Annotated in this window: 18 protein-coding genes; 5 read left to right on the top strand and 13 right to left on the bottom strand. The window is 55.4% G+C overall.

Annotated elements, in window-relative coordinates; genetic code table 11:
- Positions 1-178: 178 nt before the first annotated feature.
- Positions 179-3,526: an efflux RND transporter permease subunit gene (locus G6R38_RS17160; protein ID WP_166828604.1), complete on the top strand. Its 3,348-nt coding sequence runs from the start codon at positions 179-181 to the stop codon at positions 3,524-3,526.
- Between the two features lie 24 nt (positions 3,527-3,550).
- Here the strand turns inward: G6R38_RS17160 and G6R38_RS17155 are convergent, their stop codons facing one another.
- A complete protein-coding gene (locus G6R38_RS17155; RefSeq protein ID WP_166828600.1) occupies positions 3,551-3,889 on the bottom strand; it encodes a DUF6122 family protein in 339 nt (112 codons plus the stop codon).
- 86 nt (positions 3,890-3,975) lie between these two features.
- Complete coding sequence (locus G6R38_RS17150; protein WP_166828597.1) at positions 3,976-4,386, bottom strand: anti-sigma factor; 411 nt, start codon at positions 4,384-4,386, stop codon at positions 3,976-3,978.
- A gap of 253 nt (positions 4,387-4,639) precedes the next feature.
- Between G6R38_RS17150 and G6R38_RS17145 the strand changes: the two genes are divergently transcribed.
- The 3 genes from G6R38_RS17145 to G6R38_RS17135 all read left to right on the top strand — a co-directional run bounded on the left by G6R38_RS17145 (position 4,640) and on the right by G6R38_RS17135 (position 7,945).
- On the top strand, positions 4,640-5,482 hold the full coding sequence (locus G6R38_RS17145; protein ID WP_166828594.1) for a transketolase: 843 nt from the start codon (positions 4,640-4,642) through the stop codon (positions 5,480-5,482).
- 92 nt (positions 5,483-5,574) lie between these two features.
- Positions 5,575-6,528 (top strand): transketolase family protein, encoded by a 954-nt coding sequence (locus G6R38_RS17140; RefSeq protein ID WP_166828591.1) that lies wholly within the window; start codon positions 5,575-5,577, stop codon positions 6,526-6,528.
- A 283-nt stretch (positions 6,529-6,811) separates the two neighbouring features.
- Entirely contained in the window at positions 6,812-7,945 is a 1,134-nt protein-coding gene (locus G6R38_RS17135; RefSeq protein ID WP_166828588.1) for a GNAT family N-acetyltransferase, read from the top strand.
- A 93-nt stretch (positions 7,946-8,038) separates the two neighbouring features.
- Here G6R38_RS17135 and G6R38_RS17130 read toward each other — a convergent pair whose 3' ends face one another.
- Positions 8,039-9,298 carry a hypothetical protein gene (locus G6R38_RS17130; RefSeq protein ID WP_166828585.1) on the bottom strand — a complete coding sequence of 420 codons (1,260 nt, stop codon included), beginning with the start codon at positions 9,296-9,298 and terminating at the stop codon, positions 8,039-8,041.
- Positions 9,299-9,502: 204 nt separating this feature from the next.
- On the opposite strand from G6R38_RS17130, the gene G6R38_RS17125 reads away from it, so the two are divergent.
- Positions 9,503-9,889 carry a CoA-binding protein gene (locus G6R38_RS17125; RefSeq protein ID WP_240928237.1) on the top strand — a complete coding sequence of 129 codons (387 nt, stop codon included), beginning with the start codon at positions 9,503-9,505 and terminating at the stop codon, positions 9,887-9,889.
- A 55-nt stretch (positions 9,890-9,944) separates the two neighbouring features.
- Here the strand turns inward: G6R38_RS17125 and G6R38_RS17120 are convergent, their stop codons facing one another.
- From G6R38_RS17120 to G6R38_RS17075, 10 genes are all read right to left on the bottom strand, one after another.
- Entirely contained in the window at positions 9,945-11,279 is a 1,335-nt protein-coding gene (locus G6R38_RS17120) for a hypothetical protein (RefSeq protein WP_166828579.1), read from the bottom strand.
- A gap of 320 nt (positions 11,280-11,599) precedes the next feature.
- Positions 11,600-12,550, bottom strand: a complete 951-nt coding sequence (locus G6R38_RS17115) for a hypothetical protein (RefSeq protein WP_166828576.1) — start codon at positions 12,548-12,550, stop codon at positions 11,600-11,602.
- Between the two features lie 68 nt (positions 12,551-12,618).
- A complete protein-coding gene (locus G6R38_RS17110; protein WP_166828572.1) occupies positions 12,619-12,828 on the bottom strand; it encodes a hypothetical protein in 210 nt (69 codons plus the stop codon).
- A gap of 160 nt (positions 12,829-12,988) precedes the next feature.
- Positions 12,989-13,837: an FHA domain-containing protein gene (locus tag G6R38_RS17105; protein ID WP_166828568.1), complete on the bottom strand. Its 849-nt coding sequence runs from the start codon at positions 13,835-13,837 to the stop codon at positions 12,989-12,991.
- 252 nt (positions 13,838-14,089) lie between these two features.
- A complete protein-coding gene (locus tag G6R38_RS17100) occupies positions 14,090-14,860 on the bottom strand; it encodes a lipoate--protein ligase family protein (RefSeq protein WP_166828565.1) in 771 nt (256 codons plus the stop codon).
- 25 nt (positions 14,861-14,885) lie between these two features.
- Positions 14,886-16,346: an aminomethyl-transferring glycine dehydrogenase subunit GcvPB gene (gene gcvPB, locus G6R38_RS17095; RefSeq protein WP_166828562.1), complete on the bottom strand. Its 1,461-nt coding sequence runs from the start codon at positions 16,344-16,346 to the stop codon at positions 14,886-14,888.
- 75 nt (positions 16,347-16,421) lie between these two features.
- Complete coding sequence (gene gcvPA / locus G6R38_RS17090; protein WP_166828558.1) at positions 16,422-17,762, bottom strand: aminomethyl-transferring glycine dehydrogenase subunit GcvPA; 1,341 nt, start codon at positions 17,760-17,762, stop codon at positions 16,422-16,424.
- A gap of 147 nt (positions 17,763-17,909) precedes the next feature.
- The gene (gene gcvH, locus G6R38_RS17085; RefSeq protein WP_166828555.1) at positions 17,910-18,296 is read right to left on the bottom strand and encodes a glycine cleavage system protein GcvH; all 387 of its coding nucleotides are present in this window, start codon (positions 18,294-18,296) and stop codon (positions 17,910-17,912) included.
- Between the two features lie 134 nt (positions 18,297-18,430).
- Entirely contained in the window at positions 18,431-18,904 is a 474-nt protein-coding gene (gene rpiB / locus G6R38_RS17080; protein ID WP_240928236.1) for a ribose 5-phosphate isomerase B, read from the bottom strand.
- Between the two features lie 56 nt (positions 18,905-18,960).
- On the bottom strand, positions 18,961-20,100 hold the full coding sequence (locus tag G6R38_RS17075; protein WP_166828552.1) for an arsenate reductase/protein-tyrosine-phosphatase family protein: 1,140 nt from the start codon (positions 20,098-20,100) through the stop codon (positions 18,961-18,963).
- Positions 20,101-20,153 lie beyond the last annotated feature (53 nt).

Raw genomic sequence — 20,153 nt, 5'->3', positions numbered from 1 at the left:
GTGAATGAGATGTCCACAAGCTATCCCTCTGCGTGTTCGCTGTCAACGGATTGCCGATCTGTTCCGCAATGGGATCTGGGGGATGTTTGACGTTGTTCAAGCGATTGCCTGCCAGATATGATTGAGACGCGAGCGTGCGTTTTGTTCTCCTGTGTCGACTTGGGAAGACCATCTGTCCATGTCATTGCCGAAATTTAGCGTCGAAAACCGCGTGTTGGTCAACATGCTGATGCTTGTGGTCCTGATAGGTGGCGGCGTCTTCGCGGTGACGCTCGTGCGGGAGATGTTTCCCGAAAGCCGGCCGGACAAACTGTCCATCGCGGTGGTCTACCCGGCCGAATCGCCACAAGAACTCGAAAAAGCCGTCACCATCAAGATCGAGGAATCTCTGCGGGAGATCGACGAGATCGAGAAGATCGACTCAACCGTGACCGAAGGTTTCTCCAGCACCACCGTGACGTTGTTCAACGATGTGAACGACATCAACCCCGTCTTGCAGGAAGTGAAAAACCAAGTCGATGCGATCGAGGATTTGCCGGACGAGATCGAGCAGATCACGATCCGAAAACTCGAGCCGATGTTGCCGGTGATCAGTGTGGCGATTTTCGGTAGTGGCGACGAGGCCGGTTTGAAGCGAGCCGCTCGGGAGATGCGGGACGACTTGTTACTGCTGCCCGGCATCACAAACGTGAGCATCACAGGCACACGCGATGATGAAATCAGCGTGGAAATTCGGCCGGAACGATTGCTGGAATACAACGTCACCTTTGATGAAGTCGCCGATGCCATCCGCCGCACAAACTTGGATGTTTCGGGGGGACGGCTCAAAGGCGATCGGGCGAATATCTCCGTGCGAACACTTGGGGAGGAAAGCCAGGGGTTCGAGCTGGAAGATATCGTCGTCCGCACGATGCCGGATGGTCGGAGTCTCACGGTGAGCGATCTCGCGATCGTGCGGGACGAGTTTATCGAGACAGACTTGGAAAGTTACTTCAACAGTTACCCGGCCGTCGAATGTACGGTCTTCAAGAACTCCACGCAGGACGCCATTCAAATTGCCAACTTGGTGCGGGGGTACGTTAAAGGTAAGCAGGGGTTGCCGTTCGATCCGTATGGTTATGACGAAGCATACGCCGCACCGTGGTACAGCAAGCCGTTCCTGTTGGTGAAGGCGTCGCTGGGACCGATCATCAACAAGATCAGCGGCAAACCGGACCCCGTCGAGTACTACGAACGCAGCAAGCAGAATCCGTTTCGACATTCCTACCAACTCGCCATGCACAACAATTTGGCTCGCTTCGTCGAAGGTCGATTGGATTTGATGCTGCGAAACGGGCAAAGCGGGCTGCTGTTGGTGTTGATTTCGCTGATGCTCTTTCTGAACTGGCGGGTTGCGTTTTGGGCGGCGGTCGGTTTGCCGGTGTCGTTTCTCGGCACGTTCATCGTAATGGGTTGGCTGGGAGTTTCGATCAATCTGCTTTCGATGTTCGGATTGATCATCGTGCTGGGAATTATCGTCGACGATGCCATCGTCATCGGTGAGAACATTTACCGTCACGTCGAGGAGGGGATGCCCGCCATGCGGGCGGCGGTGCACGGCACGGAAGAGGTAATGTGGCCGGTGATTATCGCCGTCACCACCACGATTGCGGCCTTCAGTCCGTTGTTGTTCATTAAGGGGCAAATCGGTGACTTCATGGGCGAGTTGCCGTTGGTCGTGCTGGCGGCGTTGTCGGTTTCGTTGTTGGAAGCCCTGGTGATTTTGCCGGCTCACTTGTGCCATCTGCCCTCGCCGAAAAAGAAATCAGCGGCGGATGTCGAACATGAATCCCGCTGGGCAAGGTTTCAGCACTCTCGAGATGCCTTCCTGCACGGTTGGTTGGCTGGGCAATATGAACGGCTGCTGCGATTCACCATGCGATGGCGATACGTCACGCTGACGACGGCGTTTTCGTTATTGTTGATCGCCGGGGGATTGGTGATTGGGAATATCGTGCCGTTTGAGTTCATTCAAAAGATGGACAGCGAAACCCTCATCGCGCAAATGGAAATGCCCGTCGGCACCAACGCCGAGGTGGTGAAAGCCCGGTTGCAAGCTCTCAGTGATGCCACCGTCGCGTTGCCGGAAGTGGACTCCGTGCAGATGATCGTCGCTCGACAATACGACTTCGGTGGAGCAGGGGCGGTCGGCACGAGTGATCAGTCCCACTTGGGGCAAATCGTCGTTGAGCTCAAACCGTCCGACGAACGGGACGAGCTCGGCATGCGATCTAGCACGGAAATTCTGGTGGAACTGCGGGCGGTTTCCGCGAAGTTGCCGGGCGTAAATTCCGTCGCCTGGGAAGCTCAGAGCGGTGGTCCGGGCGGGAAGGATTTGGAAATTCGCCTGAGTGGGAGTAATCTCGATGAACTTGTGGTCGCGGCGGATGAACTCAAGGCGGCGTTGTCGAAATACGATGGCGTGGAAGACTTGGATGACAACCACGACCGTGGCTTGCGGGAAGTGCGTCTGCGTCTGAAACCATCCGCCGAACCGACCGGTGTGACCGTCGGGCAACTTGGGATGCATGTGCGGTCGGCGGTTTACGGTCGCGAAGCCCGCCGGCTGACCCGAAATCGGGAAGATGTCAAGATCATGGTGCGGTATCCCGAGCAATTCCGCCAAAGCGTTTACAATATCGAGTCGATGTGGATTCCCGTCGGAGCCACCCCGTTGGATCGGAAATGGATTCCGCTTTCGGAAGTCGCGAATGTCACCGAAGATCAGAGTTACGCATCCATTAGTCGCGCTCAGCAGCAACGAGCCATCAGCGTGTTCGGCGATGTCGACCCGGCGAAGATCAAATCGCAAGAAGTGCTCGCCGGTTTAAGAGCCGAATTCCTACCCGAGCTTGCCAAAACCCATCCGGACGTTCGTGTTGAATTCCTGGGACAAGCCGAAGAAATGAGCAAATCATTTTCGAGCTTGCGAATCGCGTTTCCCGTTGCTTTGCTGCTGATCTTTATGTTGTTGGCCGGTTTGTTTCGGTCCTACGCACAACCGTTCGTTGTGATGAGTGCGATTCCGTTCGGTTTCTTCGGAGCCGTGATCGGACATTGGGTCACCGACAACCCCGTCACAATTTTGAGCCTCATCGGTATGGTCGCGTTGTCAGGCATTCTTGTGAACGATTCACTCGTGCTTGTCGACTTTATCAATAGTCGGATTCGCAGTGGCATTGAGGAATTTGAAGCCAACGTGCAAGGTGCGAAGCTCCGCTTGCGAGCGATTCTTCTGACCACCGCCACGACCGTTGCCGGGCTCACGCCGTTGATGTTCGAGACGAGTTTTCAGGCGAAATTCCTGATTCCAATGGCGGTCACACTCACCTTCGGCCTGATGTTCGCCACCGCTCTAACGCTGATCATTGTACCGTGTTTGAACATGGTCTTCTTCGATCTGCGTTACCTCGTCACTGGCAAAAAGGAATCCGAAGAAGCCGTCAGCGAATCCGAACCGGAAGAAGAATTCGTTGCGGTTTCGTGATCGCGGGTGTGTCAATCGCGACGACTACAACCCGCCGAGTTGGCAATCGATGAGGTCGACGCAAAGATGCCAGAGGCAGCCGACCGAGACGGCCCGCCATTTCCAAGATGGGATCAGGAGTAGACAGCCATACCCAACGGCAGCCCAGATCGTGTGGAGTGGGTGGAAACCGATGCTGCACCGATTCGGATCGAAAATGGGGTCGGCGAGCAGGTGGTCCAAGTCGATCAACATGGTGGCCAGCATAATGAACCCGGCCATCCGCCAGTTTCCTCCCCAAAACAGCTTGGCGAAAGCAAAGGGCACGATGAGGTGGCAGGAGTAGTGAATCAGATGGCGAAATATCTCGGTGTCAACCGGCATTGAGTGGCTGTCTTTCCTCGTTGGTGTCTGTGTGGCCGCCGGGCTGTGTCTCGCGTTTCTTTCTGCACGAGTTGTGTGGAACGCGTTTATTCGGGTTTCGGTAAATGTCCGGCGGAGCTTTGGAAGAAGCGGCGGCGTCGGCGGGTGGAGTCTTCGGTGGGTTGGGCAGAGTTTTCCAGGTCAGTCAGGTTGGCGGAACAAATGCGACATCCGACGGTACGGATATGGAAGTCGATATACTTTGCGTATTCCGTATCGAGCGATCCCAGGAGCCAACTACCGAGATCGACTCGGGTCGGGCAGGTGAGGCGGTGCCGCCGCCAAATTTCTCCCACGGAATGCACGCCGTCATCGCGTCGACGAATCAGGCCCGCCATGCGATTTCTGAGCGGTTCCGAGTCGCGAAGTTCTCTTTCGATCTCCGACATCCGCTCCGGAGTCAACGCTTCATCTAACCAAGCGAGGAGTTGATCGTCCGAGAGTTCACTGTCGTGCATGTGGGGACTCCGATGATTCGGGGGTCGGCATCTTTGCTCATTTTCACGCATTCGGTTCCTGATCGGCAAGTCTCGGTGCAGGGAATCTCGGGAACGGGCGCGACAAACCCCGCTTGCGCTGCTTGCGAGTCGGAACCGGGGTCGTTAGCATGTTGAGACGGTCGCGAAGACGGCAATCCGTCGGCCGCTTTTCTCTGAAAACTGGCATTCGCGATAACCATTTCTGTAGCTGACTCGATCCAAAGGACCGAACGTGGGTGTTACAGCGACACAACTATCTCTTGACGATCTAAAATCCAAAGCGTTGGACATCCGCAAAGAAATTATTCGGATGACAACAGAAGCCGGGAGCGGTCACCCTTCCAGTAGCCTTTCGGCGACGGAAGTGGTCACGGCGTTGTACTTCGGCGGCTTCCTCCGCGTGGACCCGGACAACCCAACGGACCCAGCTCGTGACCGGTTCATCATGAGCAAAGGCCATGCAGTGCCCGTCTTGTATGCGGCCATGGCAGAGCGGGGGTACTTCCCCGTCGAAGACACCATGACGCTGCGAAAACTCGGCAGTAAGTTCGAAGGCCACCCGAACATGAAGCGGATGCCCGGCATCGAAGCTTCCACCGGTTCGCTCGGACAAGGGTTGTCGATCGGCTTGGGCGTGGCGCTCGGCTGCAAAATGGACAACCTCGATTCGCAAGTTTACGTCATGATCGGCGATGGCGAAATGGGCGAAGGACAGGTCTGGGAAGCCATGGCTGCCGCTCAGAAGTACGGCACCGGCAACCTGACCGCGATTATCGATCAAAACGGCTACCAACAAACCGGTGCCACCAAAGACGTGCTCGATCAAAAACCGTTCGCCTCAAAGGTTGAAGCGTTCGGTTGGCATGTGCAGACGATTCCCGGCAACGATATGGAAGCCGTCGTCAAAGCCCTGGAAACGGCAAAAACCGTGACCGATCGGCCTACCTGCATTGTTTCTGAAACGCAAAAAGGCTTCGGGATTCTGCCGCTACTCGAAGAAGCTGGCGACACGAACTTCCACGGCAAACCGCTGCCACCGGAAATGGCCGAAAAAGCCTTGGCAATGCTGTCCTAAAGACAGTGCAGTCAAGCGGAAACACGCGGATGTTGTGACAGTCGCATTCCTTCGTTCACAAGACATTTAGATTACAAGAGTGAGATCCCACCATGGCAATTGGTGAAATTAGTGGGTTGAAAATGGGGCAGGCCACCCGCGATGCCTTCGGCGAGGCGTTGCGAGACTTGGGCGACCAGTTCCCGGAAGTAGTGACGGTCGACGGCGATGTTGGAAACTCGACCCGAACGGAATGGTTCGCGCAGAAGTTCCCGAACCGATCGTTCAACGTCGGTATTGCTGAAAGTAACATGGTCAGTGTGGCTGGCGGGTTGGCAGCACAGGGCAAAACCGCTGTGGTCGCAAGCTTTGCGTGCTTTCTACTGAACAATGCGTTCGACCAAATTCGGATGTCCGTCGCGTTCCCGAACTTGAACGTCAAACTTGTTGGTTCGCACGCTGGGATTTCCATCGGCGAAGACGGTCCTTCGCAGATGGGGATCGAAGACGTCGCCTTGGCAAGTTGCTTGCCCGGTGTGACCGTTTGCGTTCCAACCGATGCTGTCAGCACCCAAGCTGCGACCAAGGCCATGTTGGAGCACAACGGGCCGGTTTATCTCCGTTTGGGACGTCCGAAAGCTCCGGTTGTCTACCCAGATGGTTGCGATTTCCAATTCGGCAAGTCGATTCAGCTCACTGACGGAGACGACATCACCATCATCGCCAACGGTCTGATGGTCGGCATGGCGTTGGATGCAGCGAAAAGCCTGAAAGACAGTGGAATTGCTGCTCGCGTCATCGACATGCACACGGTCAAGCCGATTGACGAAGAAGCAATCATCAAAGCGGCCACGGAAACCGGTCGAATCGTCGTTGCCGAAGAACACCTCGCCGCCGGTGGATTGGGTTCCGCGGTGTCCATGGTGACAGCTCGCACGCGACCTGTGCCCATGAGCTTCGTCAACGTCGGCGACCAGTACGCCGAAAGTGGCGACCCGGATGGTTTGTTGGAAAAATACGGTTTGACGGCAGGAAACATCGTCGAAGCCGCACGATCGATTCTCTAATTCTCTGGCCCAGGCAATGCAGCGTGGCAGCTCGATTCCAATCGTCCGAGCAATATCGTCCACGCTCATTGGCGGGAAATTGACCGAGATTCGAACTTGCTGACGAAGTCGCTGTTTCAAAAATGTCGTTCTTCTGATGGGTTTGAAGAAATCCGGAACGTGTCCGCGCGTCGATTTGTTACAATGGGCCTTTGGTGATGAGATATCGGGTGATTGACGTCCCCGTCCCACGGTTGGTGGTTCATCTGAACGGCGTTTGCACTTTGCGGAAGGCGTCAGCTTCGTGATTGAGTATCGAACGTTCCAAAACGGTGACCCACCACAGGTCGCCGAGTTATGGGAAAACAGCGGTTTGGGTCGCGGTGCCGCCGGAAATCTCAGGACCGATGCGTTCGAATACTTGAACTTTGCCCAACCTTACTTCGACCGTGCGGGGCTGATCCTCGCTTGTGAAGAAGAAAACGTCGTTGGCATGGTTCACGCTGGTTTCGGTGTGAATGAGGACCAAACCAACCTGGATCAGCAAACCGGTGTGATCTGCATGGTGTTGGTCCACCCGGACTTTCGTCGCCAAGGGATTGGTCGTGAACTCGTGCGGAAAGCGGAAGCTTATCTGCGAGATCGCGGTGCTGCGACCATCTTCGCCGGTCAAGCGGAACCGCTCGACTCATTTTACTTCGGGATGTACGGTGGCAGTCAACCATCGGGTTTTCTGCTTTCCGATTCTGCTGCCGACCCCTTCTTTCGGTCCGTCGGTTACGCTCCGTTTGAACGACACGCGATTTTCCAAAGGGATTTGTGCAACAAGACCGATCCGGTCAATATGCGTTTGGCAGGTGTGCGGCGAAAGACCCAGCTCGCGATCGCCTACCAACGGCAACCACTTGATTGGTGGTGGATCACGCGGCTTGGTCGTCTCGACACAGTGCGGTTTCACCTCGTCGGTCGCGGGGATAATGTCCCTGTCGCTGAAGTGACTGTTCTTGGACTCGATCTCTATTTGGATCGTTGGCAAGAACGTGCGATCGGTCTGACGAACCTGGAAGTTGCCGACTCGGAACGGCAACAAGGTTATGGTCAGGCACTCTTGGTCGAAGTTTGTCGCCGGATGCGGGAAGAAATGGTGACTCGCGTGGAGGCTCATGCCAGTGAGACAAACTCCGCTGCGATGGCCACGCTGAAATCCGCCGGGTTTGAGCAGGTTGATACGGGTGTTGTCTACCGGCTGCTTGAAGATGGCGAATCCGTGGATTCCATGGAGGCCGCCAACCAGGCGGATGGCGACAATGCACCGTTTGACGACGGCGAAACCGCTATCCAACCGCCCGTGTTCGATCAGCAGGGCATCGAGAGTGAAACAACGCTGACGGACATCGGCAATCTGATGGACGACGATCGTCCCACAGAAATCTCTTAGACGATATCACCGTTTACCGTCTCCGCGTTTGGCACGAGACAGACCCGCTGCAGTCGGACCGTTGCCGGTCCGAGCCACTCGCGGTTTGTGTTCTTACTCGTTGTTCTCTCCAGGATCGGGAGTGCTGCTTCCTTCCGGATGAACGGGACGTTCGCTGACCGGGTGATCAGTCGCGGCCACTCCAGCCAAGCGGATGAGGTTCTCGTCGTCCTCGTCATCGAGTGGCATCCAGACTTCCGTCAGTTCATTGGCGTCCGTACTTTGTCGCAGCAAGAAGAACATGATTGTGCTGGATGTCCAGAAGTAACTTGGCACGAACCCCGCCACCAATAGTCCAAAAGCCCGCAGCCAAATCGTGAGGGCCATCACTGCAGGGTATTGTGGGCTGGGAAAGCCTTTCGAGGTGAATAGTTCAAAGATCGTGTTCCAGGTCACGAGATCGGAACCACCCATTCCCCGCGTGATTGGCCAGGACGCCAAATACAAGATGAGCAATGCCCCGACAGAAACCAAAGCCAAACTCAGCACACCGAGGCCGATTGAAACGACTGTAAACCACGCAAAGTGGATTGGCCGGCTGAACACGTAGTCAAAGGAACGGCTAAACCCGTCGAATCCATCGGTGCCCTGAGTGCTGACGGTGGCGATCATGATTGGCCAACCAACGGCAAGACCGATCAGAAGCAGCGTCATTGCGAGCCCGCACACGAGGGCAATTCCCCAGAAGACGCCGACCAGAACCGGCCCAACTGCCGGGATGCGGCCGATGATTCCACCACAAAACAGCAGAATCCAAAATCCGAAAATGAACCCGATTGGAAGCAGGGGGGAAGAAAAGACCTGCAAGAATCGGGCGATGGCAAACCGTGCTGCTTGATTGAGGGAGATCTTTTCATCTCGCGCAAACTGCACGGCCGCCATTCGTGTGATCATCGTTGCGAAAAACGACCAGACAAGAACTGCCCAGAGGAGCAGGGCCAATGCCACTATGGCTTCCGTCCAGGTCAGTTCCGGTTGAAGCAACATCGCGGCCGGTTTCCAGATCGACTGCAACGGCGAGACTAAAATCGGCCAGCTTGTGAACCAAGTCGCCGGGTTTCCGAGACCAGTCACCGGGATTGTGGGGGTGAATTCCACCGCCGAGACGTTCGGCATGCCATCGGGGGGACCGATCGGCAAATGCACGATTGCCTGTTGCCCGAGCGACAAAAGCAGGAGGGCCAGTCCGCCAAGCAGTAGCTTGCGAAAATCGAGTGCAATCCGGAAGGCACGGGTCAGGTGAATCCATGGGAACAATCGTCGATACCGTAACCGATCGAGTTCCACGGTTGAGGGCTCAATGACTCGTTCCATCGTCTTGTCATGCCTGTCTGGGAAATTCTGAGGTGATGTCGTTTCGGGCTGGCATTGTAAGGAATCCCCCCACACCATGCCATCATTCCCAGTTGAAGTCAGGATTTATCTTCCCTCTACTTTCCACGGTTCTTGGTATAGTATGGCAGGACCGGAAATCGCGGGCACGTGATGAACGCTGTTCTTGGATCAGGAGGGGATGCTGTGAGTGAGAAAACGGTTGCAATTCTCGGTGCGAGCCGGCAACGTCACAAGTTTGGGAACAAGGCGGTCCGGGCCCACCAATCGGAAGGGTACGCCGTTTATCCGGTCAACCCGTCGGCGGAAGAGATTGAAGGGCTCCCCTGTTACAAAACGCTTGCCGATATCCCGGTCGAACGCCTCAACCGTGTCAGCGTTTATTTGCCACCGGAAGTCGTTCTGGAGTTGCTACCGCAGATTGCTGAAGTGCACCCCGCCGAACTGTGGTTGAACCCCGGCAGCGAAAGCGATGAAGTCGTAGCGGAGGCCGAACAGCTTGGTCTGACTGTGATCCAAGCGTGTAGCATCGTCAGTCTGGGACGAATGCCAACGCAGTTTGCCAACGAATGATACGTCCTGCGGGTCTCTACGAGACAGAAACTGTCTCGATTGGAAGTCAACGGCGTTAGCGGAAGAGGGCGGTGGTTGAGGTGGGTTTCACCAACTGTCGCCCGGCAGGTCCGAGTGTGGTGGCTCGGTCGTTGAGTACTGGGGTCTCAAGTTGAAGCTGAATGAGGCGTGGTCGGAAGCAGACGGCGAGTGTCAGGGGAAGATACCAGAGCAAATACACTCCGCCAGCTTGCGGATACCAAAACTGAGTGCCAACGATTAAGGCCGTCGATGATGCCATTAAGTGTTCCAGGGATTTCCGACGCGGCCAGACGGTCAGTGCGACGAGCATAATCACGTACGCCACGAATACCGGAAGACGATAGGCGTTCATTCCGGCTCCCCAAAATCCGTTGGCACCGGCGGACTGAAAGCTCAATACGCTCCAGTCGATGGCTCCGAATGTCTGTCGACCGAATGAGCTTGGGTCTGCGGAGGTCAGTGCGAGACTTCCCAGCAGGCAGGTGCCGACGATCAGCAACGCGGTCGCGAAGCGAAGGAATTTCGTTCGCCCGTAGAACGCCACCCAAACCGGCAGGAGGAAAATCGGGAAAAATAAGGTCCCGCAGGCGAGTCCCAGGAACACACCGGCGACGATGGGTTTCCGCCAGAACACGAACGCCCAAACAACCAGACCCGCCGGGAGGACGTGAATCACTTCACTACATTGATAGAACGTGCAAGGCAGAAGCAAGTAGAGCAGGGCCATCGCATAGCCAAGCGAACCATCGCTAAATGTTCGGTGTCCAAGAACCAGTAGACCGAGGATTGTTCCCAAGTGAGCGACAATTGCCAGCCCACGAGCCGCGATGACGGCCTTCCGTGACGGAATCGTCGGGGCAGTCGTCACGTTGTCGGCAGCCGCAACAGCATCGGAAATGGCTCCAACTTGGGCTGCCAGAATTGTCGGTGTCGGGCCGGCCGCGGCCGTTTCATTCGAAGCGTCCACCCGGTTTCGCATTTGCTCGCTGCGTTCCACGGTTTTCAATGTCGAGTTAGGAACCGGAAGCGTGACCACGCGAACAACAAGTAAAACGGTTCCGCAAATCGTCAAGAAAAGGAGACCGGTCGCGTTTAGGTTCTGGTCCAGTTTGGGCCGACGAACGAACAAGCCATCACAAAGTAAACGGACCAAAAGTCCCAGCGACAATGCAAACAACCATGTGTTCGCGATCATGGGGTCAGACCGTAGAAACAGCAACGCTGGTGAGAAGCCAGTCAGCAGCAACAAATCCACGTTACGTAGCGACCACAACCGATGAAAGCGAAAAAAGATTGCGATCACCAATAGGGATGACAGCGTCAGCCATGTGGTAGGGTGCGAATCGAAAGGAGGCAGCACATCTTCCATGGAGCTTCCTCAATGAAGCAAACAAAACGGTAGGGAAACGATGACAAATTCACGAGGAATGTCCCTAACCCAATTCTTGGAAGCAAGTTCCATCGCACATCCCGTGCGGGGTCATCATGTGATTCAATGGTTTTCTAGCGTTGTATGTTGGTCAGTAGGCTATGGAATGGGAATGTTTCGGAGCTTCCCAAGCATCGCCAATGTGACAATTATGCTACAGATTAAGCGATTGAACGATTTCCGCCAAGCAACCGATTCGCGAATTCAGAAGATTTGATGAATTTCACCGGGGTGCGGTCGACTGGGCAAATCTTACGGCTTTAGTTGTCGGACTTGGATTTGCGTTCCTTGGCTTGGGCAATCCAGAACTCCGGATTGTCGTTGAAAGCCGCTTGGCAGCCGCTACAGCACACGTAATAAGTTCGCCCCATGAAGCTAACTGTCGACGTTCCCAAGCCTTGCGAAACGATGCACTCTCGCTCGCCGTAATCGGTGTCGGAGATCGCAAAAGACGTGTTTTGACGTTGGTTTGCAACCGTGTCTTGGACAAGCATGCGTTGCCCGACTCGCCGCAGAACAACCATCAGCATCCGATTGTTCCGTTGTTGGTTGAAACGGACCCCTACGAGTTTTCTTGCGTCCTCATTTCCGATTTCCGCAAGTTCCAACTCGTAGGTGCGTTGCAACTTTCCGTCGTCACCCGGATTCAGTTCGGGTTTCTTGGTGTATTGTCCTTCATAGGTCCGTTGTTTTCCGTCGCGGTCGGTAGCGAGCATTCGGAACACCTGCCGACTGGGAAGATACGTCAGCTTGGCCGATTGAAAATACGGGTGGTCTTCGGTGGTCATCTCCAATGTTGGCTGGGTGCGTGCGGTTTCGGGGGCAATTCGCCATGAGGCTTTGCCAGCACCTTGCGTTCGAGTGGTCGTATCCCAACCACCGATGAGGATGTTCAACGGTTGCAGAGCATTGAAGACGTCTTCAATCGATTCTGTCGAAGCCAAGGCATTCGGATCGCCGGTTGCGGATGGTGTGTTGTCCGTCGAAGTGCCGCCACCAAGTTGAATCGGACGGAATTCCCGTTTGGGAGTTGGGGGTTCCGTTTGTTCGGTTGCTGCTGGATCGGACGGAGTCGTGTCGGCCACTTCATCCGGGTTGGGCGACGGAGCCGCCTCGTTTTCGGTGGTATTCTGTGGCTGTGACGGGGAATCACCGGAACATCCGCCGAGGAGGACGCCGAGGAACATCGCAAGCAAACCGAATCGCAGCATCTTAGAGGTTTTCCCGTTCAGAATCGCGGAAGCCAGACAGCACGACACCACAAAGCCAGCACTCCGGCCTAGCTTTTGATACATTCCCGGGCAACTTGCCGAGCGAATTTGTAGGCGTGGCGAATTGTGAATAGCCGCGCTTCGATTTGGTCTTCGGTGTAGTACTTTCCGTGATCGCTAACAGGAAGACCTGCGAGAGAAAGCGTTAGCGGTAGCAAATCAAGGAATTCTCGGTAGCGGCGTTGTTGATCACGTTGGGCGTCTGTTGTCTCGGCCACGACTCGTCTCCCGAACGGAAACCTGGAGGACACTGAATAGAGATACCCAAGATCCTAATGCAAAGACCAACAATCCGCCAGAGCCTAAATCGTTTTCGGGGGAATCCGATCGTCCGGCGGATGGTCGAGAACCGTTTGCTGGACTCAACTTCGGTCCGATCTAACCACCACCGCGTCGACCTTTCTTCAGCATTTCTGCCGCCAATTCCGCGGGGGTCTTGCCTTCCCGTTCGGGGGGCGGACCGGCATCCGATTTTTGCTCCTCTTCGACGGCTCCGGTTTCATCCGGATCGGGCAAACGAATGTCCAACTCCATTTCGTCAGATTCCGGTTCTTCTTCCTCGACTGGAGGTTGCTCGGGGTATCCTTGCTGGGGATAAGGGTACTGTTGAGGTGGATATCCCGGCATCTGCTGCGGCGGATAACCCCAAGGCGGCATTTGTTGCGGCGGATATCCCCACGGTGGCATTTGCTGCGGGTAGCCTCCTGGTGGTTGTTGCATGCCGTAACCCGGCCAGGGGGGCATTGGTTGGCCTTCCGCTGACATCGGCATACCCGGCTGCTGCGGTTGTGGCTGGAATTGGTTGGGGTCTCCGCCTTCGGGAAGTTGCGGAATCGGCATTTCCGCCGTTTGTTCCGACGCGTCCGCACCTTCACTGAACTCGCTCGGCTCCATAGAAGGAGTCGATTGCTGCAACTCGTCCGACTCGACTTCCTTGATGATCATCCAAAAATCGAGACCTGCAAAGCTGACTTTGTCGCCATGTTCGAGCTTGCGGTCTTCGGTTAGTTGCGTGCCGTTGACGAATGTTCCGTTTCGACTGCTCAAGTCTCGGAGGCGGACGCCATAGTCGTCAATCGAAAAGACACAATGATGGCGACTCACCAGGTCGGTCTTCGGGCGTAGGTGGCAGTCTTGTTCACGACCGATGAGAAACTTGTTCTTCTTGACAGCGATCGTGCGGCCATCATGCTTCCCGCCAATTGCTTTGAGGCGGACTTTGTACATAAGTGACGGCTCCAGGAACAAATCGTTCAGAACGGAGGGCTGACATCGTACATCCGCGAAGCTGGTTGGTAACGACTCACGGACACGGTGAACGGGAAAAGAATACTCCCGTATCAAATTCACGCTATCAGCCGACTTAGAGGCTGTCAACGAGACGATTGGAAAGATCGGAGAAGAATCGTTGAGTTCAGCAGTTTACCCGATTACAACGATTATCGAGTGGAGATGTGATCAAGACATCAGGAATAGGGTTCATGACTTTCGTCGACGACCCCAGGCCAAAGCGTCGTAGCGTTCGTGTTTGAGTTCGGTAGCCCGATCGAGAATGGATTGCGGATACGCTGTTTCATCGGAAAGCTGGTTGCCGGATTCCAATTCATTTATCCGCAGCACTGAATGAAGTGCCTGGGCCAATTCGGTGATGATGTCGTTATCCAACGTGTCCAGATTGGCTTGTTCTTTCAATCCGGGAATTTCCGGCGCGACGGGTGAGGCCTCGACGATCAAACTTCCATGTTGCAGGACTGCTCCGCGTCGGCGGCGTTGGGCACTTCCCAGGATTTTCTTGCCATCGCAGACGATGTCTCGGGAATCGCCACGTTGAAAGCAGAGGAAATTCCCTTCCAACGCGTCGAGAAATTCACCACGCAAGGCCGCCGGAACGCCATGGCGTTTCAAAACGCTGATGATCGCATCGTGGGCTTGGTGATAGACCTGCAGCGGAGTTTCCGATTGCGGGTGCGACGGTGGGATCACACAGGAGTAGGTCCATTCGCGATCATGCAAAATCGCGCCACCACCCGACAACCGCCGGACTTTCTGAAGATCTCGGAATCGCGTGTCGATCAGCGGATCATCGGGGGATTGAAAATATCCCAGCGATAACGTGGGTTCCGACCAGCGATACCATCGCGAGACGACGAACTCCTCCGCAAGTGCCGCCTCGAGCAACGCTTCGTCCAAAGCCATGTTCCACGCCCCGGAATTTGGCGTGTGCTCGACAATGCAGAGTTCTGATGTCACGTCGTCCTCGTCTTGGTTGATCGAATTATGCAGGACCGGAAACCCATTGAAGTACGGGATTTCGGGCGGCGTGCACTTCGTCGGGTCGATTGACCGGGGTCGAGTGCGGTGCGTTTCGCAGGAACTCGGGGTCTTCAGTAACGATGGTCTTGATGGTGTCGGCGAAGGCGTCGAGTGTTTCTTTCGACTCGGTTTCGGTCGGTTCCATCATCATCGCCTCGGCGACCACCAACGGGAAGTAAACCGTCGGGGCGTGGAATCCGAAGTCGAGCAAGCGTTTGGCGATGTCCATTGCGGAAACGTTACGATCGGTCTTCAATGCCTTGGCTGACGCAACAAATTCGTGCATGCAGAACTCGCCATGAGGCACTGGCAGCACATCTTTGAGCAATGCTTTGAGGTAATTCGCGTTGAGAACCGCATTCTCGGAGACAGCTCGCAGGCCGTCCGGTCCGAGGGTTCGCAGGTAGAAGTACCCTCGCAACAGAATTCCAACATTCCCAAAGAAGGACCGCATTCGTCCGATCGACTTCGGTGGGTCGGTCAGTTGATAAGTGCCGTCCTCGCTTTGCGTGACGATCGGGCCGGGGAGGTAGTCGCCCAGGAAATCCCGCACGGCAATCGGACCGGCACCCGGACCACCCGCTCCGTGTGGACCGGTGAAAGTCTTGTGGACATTGTAGTGCATCATGTCGCCACCGAAGTCGCCCGGCCGGGTGATGCCCAGAATGGCGTTCATGTTCGCGCCATCGATGTAAACCAAGCCGCCCACATCGTGCAATCGCTTGGAAATCTCTTTGATGTCCCGCTCGAACAACCCCAGAGTGTTCGGGTTGGTAATCATGAACACCGCGGTTTGGTCATCGAGGTGCGATTGCAACTCGTCGATGGAAACCAGTCCGCCGGGAGATTCCTCCAGCTGCACCGTTTCGAAACCTGCGAGAGCCGCACTGGCAGGGTTAGTGCCATGCGCACTAGACGGGAACAAAACTTTCCGCCGGTCTTCCCCTTTGTCGCGGAAGTATGCCGCCGCTGTGAGCAACGCCGCGAATTCACCTTGGGCTCCCGCAGCCGGTTGCAGGGAGACGGCCGGCAAACCGGCGATCTCACCGAGCATCTGTTGCATTTCAAACATGATCTGCAACATGCCCTGGCTGACCGACTCCGGCGCATATGGATGCAAATCCACGATTCCCGGCATCCCCGCAAAGCGTTCGTGACGCTTCGGGTTGTACTTCATCGTGCAACTGCCGAGTGGATAGAAATGCGTATCCACCGACATGTTCAACGTCGACAGATTCACGAAATGCCGAATCACATCCGGCTCCGTGATCTCCGGCAACTCCGGCGGTGCTTCTGCAAGGCTTTCCGCCGGGAGTAGTTCATCCAACGGGCGAGCCGGGACATCGCATTCCGGGAGTTGAGTCGCACGCCGCCCGGCATGGGAGAGTTCAAACAGACTTTGAGTTGCGAGAGTATTTCGCATGTGCAATCGAAGATTTCAATGACAGGGGAGAGCGAGCGGGAGAGTATTCAATCTTGTCGGTCGGGGTGACACGGCCTAACCACGGAGCACGTTCACAAGGCGGTCAATGTCGGCCTTGGTGTGTTTCTCTGTGATAGCCACGAGGAAACCGTTGCCGGAATCAATGGTCGAGAACTGTTTCAAATTCGGGCCGACGTCGAAACCAGCGGCCTGGGCTTTCTCCAGGATTTCGGTCGGATCGTGCTCACAACGAATGGCAAATTCTTTGAAGAACGGTCCCGAGAACATGAGTTCTAAACCGTCGATTTGCGTGAGTTGCTCGGCTGCGTAATGGGCTTTCTGACAACACAATTCCGCGACCTCACGCAGACCTTGTGGACCCATCAGGGACAGATAAACCGTCGCCCGCAACGCGAGTAACCCTTGATTCGTACAGATGTTGCTGGTTGCTTTGTCTCGACGGATATGTTGTTCGCGGGCTTGCAAGTTCAAGACATAGCTGGGTTTGCCGTCACGATCCACGGTGGTCCCGATCAATCGTCCTGGCATCTTGCGGAGGAACTTCTGACGACACGCCAAGATGCCCAAGTATGGTCCACCATACTGCAAAGGCACACCGAGCGATTGCCCTTCCGCGACGGCGATATCGACACCATATTCACCAGGTTTTTGCAGTAGCCCGAGACTGATGGGATCGAAAGACACGACCGCGAGCGCTCCGAATTCGTGAGCGATGTCGGTCAGTGTTTTCGCGTCTTCCAAACAACCGAAAAAGTTCGGATGTTGAATGACCAGGCAAGCTGTGGATTCACTCATCGCTTCCCGCACAGCGTCGGGATCGGCGACTCCGTTCGGTGTGGGAACGGTGACGATCTCGGTTGGCAAGTTGGAGCAGTACGTCTCCAAAACTTCCCGATATTCAGGATGAACACTGCCGAGCATGACCACTCGGTCATAGCGGTTCTTCACTCGCATCGCCATGAATGCCGCTTCACTGACAGCCGTCGCGCCTTCGTAAAGGCTGGCATTGGAGACATCCATGCCGGTTAGACGGCAGATCAGCGATTGGTATTCAAAGAACGCCTGCAACGTGCCTTGGCTGGCTTCCGCTTGGTAGGGCGTGTAGGCGGTGTAGAATTCCCCGCGGGACGCGATTTCATCAATCGCAGAGGGAATGAAGTGATCGTAAGCACCGCCCCCCATCATGCAGACACGGTTCGCTGTGTTCGCGTTAGACGCCGCCAGTTGCCGAATTTCTGCTTCGAGTTCCAGTTCGCACCGTGGGGCTGGCAAGTCGAGCGGGCGATCTAACCGCAACGGGGCAGGGATTTGTTGGAATAACTCATCCACCGATCGGGCGCCGATCGTTTCGAGCATCTCGTTTTTTTGATCGGGAGTGTTAAACAAATAGGGCACGGCGGAATGTCTTCCTGTCCTTGCCGATCTTGGGCCGGAACCCGAGTTCGGTGGGACTAACTGAAGCAAAAATTTGTGAAGGATCAGAGCGCGGCTTGCGTGATTCTAGTCAGCAAGCTGCGAAAAAACAGGGTTTGAATCGGTTTTTCAGTGAGATTCCGATTCGCAGTGCTGCTGATAAGCGGCATGGTCAAGTAGTTGCTCGATTTCATCCTGCGACGAAATCTTCACCTTGAGAATCCAGCCGTCACCGTAGGGGTCGTCCGAAAGTGCCGACTGGTCTTCTTCCAAGGCGGTGTTGGCTTCGACCACTTCGCCGCTGATCGGTGCGTACAAATCGCTGGCCGCTTTGACACTCTCGACAACACCGAACTCGTCACCTTTCTCAAAGGTTGTTCCCGGTTCGGGAAGTTCGATGTAGACGAGGTCCGTGAGTTGATCGACGGCGAATTTGGAAATGCCGATGGTAGCAGTGTCACCATCGACAGCAACCCATTCGTGTGTCGTTGCGAACCGCAGTGTTTGGGGATCCATGACGCGTCCTTGTGGGCAAAAGTGCGAATGCGTTTGAAGGTGACAAGACGCCCGCTCGATTGCAAGAGAACAATCCGCGAAAATCAGGGATCGTTGGGCAACTAATGCCGTTGCGATTCATTCGTACCGTGAACTCAGTTCGGCTTGGTCGAGTTCTCGTTATTCAACTGCGTTTCGATCTGTGAGATTTTGTCAACTCGCCGGGCATGCCGTCCGCCCTCGAATTCCGTTTTGAGCCAGACATCCACGATGCGAGCCACCAACTGGTCGCTGAGCAGGTCGCCCGAGAGGCACAAGATGTTGGCGTCGTTATGACGTCGGCTCATTTCGGCAGTCAGTTCATCATGGCAATTGACGCCGCGAATTCCCGGAAATTTGTTGGCGGTGATGCACATTCCGATCCCGGTTCCGCAGATCAGAATTCCTCGATCGAACTCACCGGCGCTCACTTTTTGGGCGACTTCAGAGGCAAAATCGGGGTAGTCGACGCTCTCGTCATCGGCGGGACCGAAGTCAGTCATTTCGTGACCAAGTTCCCGAAGTTGGTTCGCCGTTTGACTTTTGGCAGAACGTCCGCGATGGTCACTCGCGATGGCGATTTTCATCATGGACTCACAAAGGAAGATTGAGAAATTTAAAGACATGCCAGACGGGGCGTAACGAATTACGGTTGTGGGATGGTTTCCACAATGGCCCGGACTTGGCGTTCGATTTCTTGAAAGCAATGTATGTAGTCATCTTGAGTACCCCCGATCGGATCGGGAACATCTCGGTTATCTTGCGTGAGCATGCGAACTCGGTCAGCGGCGTCGGGCCGGGCAATCAAAATCGAATCCAGATGACTTTGTGTCATCGTGAATACGTGGTCTGACTGATCGAGCAGGTCGGATGTTAATGGTTGACTGGAGTGGGACACCAAATCGACGCCCAATCCCCGAACTGCTTCGACCGATTCCGGACTCGCTGGGCTGCCACGATGGGCGGCCAGTCCCGCGGAGACCACTAAAATGCCCCGGTCGGCCAGTTCTTCCTGGCTACAACCGATTCGCTCTGCGGCAAGTTTGCGGAAGATACCTTCGGCCATGGGGCTTCGACAAGTGTTTCCGGTGCAGACGAATAGGTAGACTCGTCCGGTCAGTCGCTTCAGCAGATTTGCCGATACAGCACCTTCGCTAAGAATTTGCCACTGCTCGCCGTCAACTTCAACGGCAGTCGCCGGTAACCCGTATTGAGTGTCACCGTCGTCGATGGCCATTGCCAAATGATCACCGACTTGTGAGATCAAGCCGTCGCACGTCGAGGAACCCGAGAAACGGTCTTGGGAAAGCACCAAAGGCGCCTTCATCAGTGATTGCAAATCGTCAATGAACGGATGATCGGGCATCCGGCACCATAAATGCGGATCACGACCGGATGTGGTGTGCGTGACTGCCTGGCGTGTTCGCTCTGGAAGTTGGCCGAGCAGGCCCTCATTGGCAGCCGTGGGCAAGGAAAGCGTGATCGGTCCCGGCCAGCAACGACGCATGAGCCGTTTCACGACGTCGGACACTTCGGGAATGTAGTCTTCAAGTTCGTCTCGGCTCCGCACTGCGAATTGAGCAAGAGGAGCGGACTCATCTGCTTGAGAATCCGGGAAGACCTTCGCCATTTTCTCAACGGCTTCTGCCTGAAGTGCTGATGCAGCAACGACATACACGGTATCTGTCGGCAACGCAATGAGATGTCCCTGTGCGAGAAGTTGTGCGGCTCGATGCACAACGTCCCGGGGGTCATTGGTTTGCTGATAGGGAACTACCTCGGTCATGTCGCGACTTATAGGCTTTCAAATAAAGGATGGTAAAAGCGTGCAATACGTGA

It is taken from the genome of Thalassoroseus pseudoceratinae (genome assembly GCF_011634775.1).
In the GTDB taxonomy this organism is placed as follows: domain Bacteria; phylum Planctomycetota; class Planctomycetia; order Planctomycetales; family Planctomycetaceae; genus Thalassoroseus; species Thalassoroseus pseudoceratinae.
Note: the sequence above shows the minus strand (reverse complement) of the source record. Positions and strands in the feature narration are given on the sequence as shown.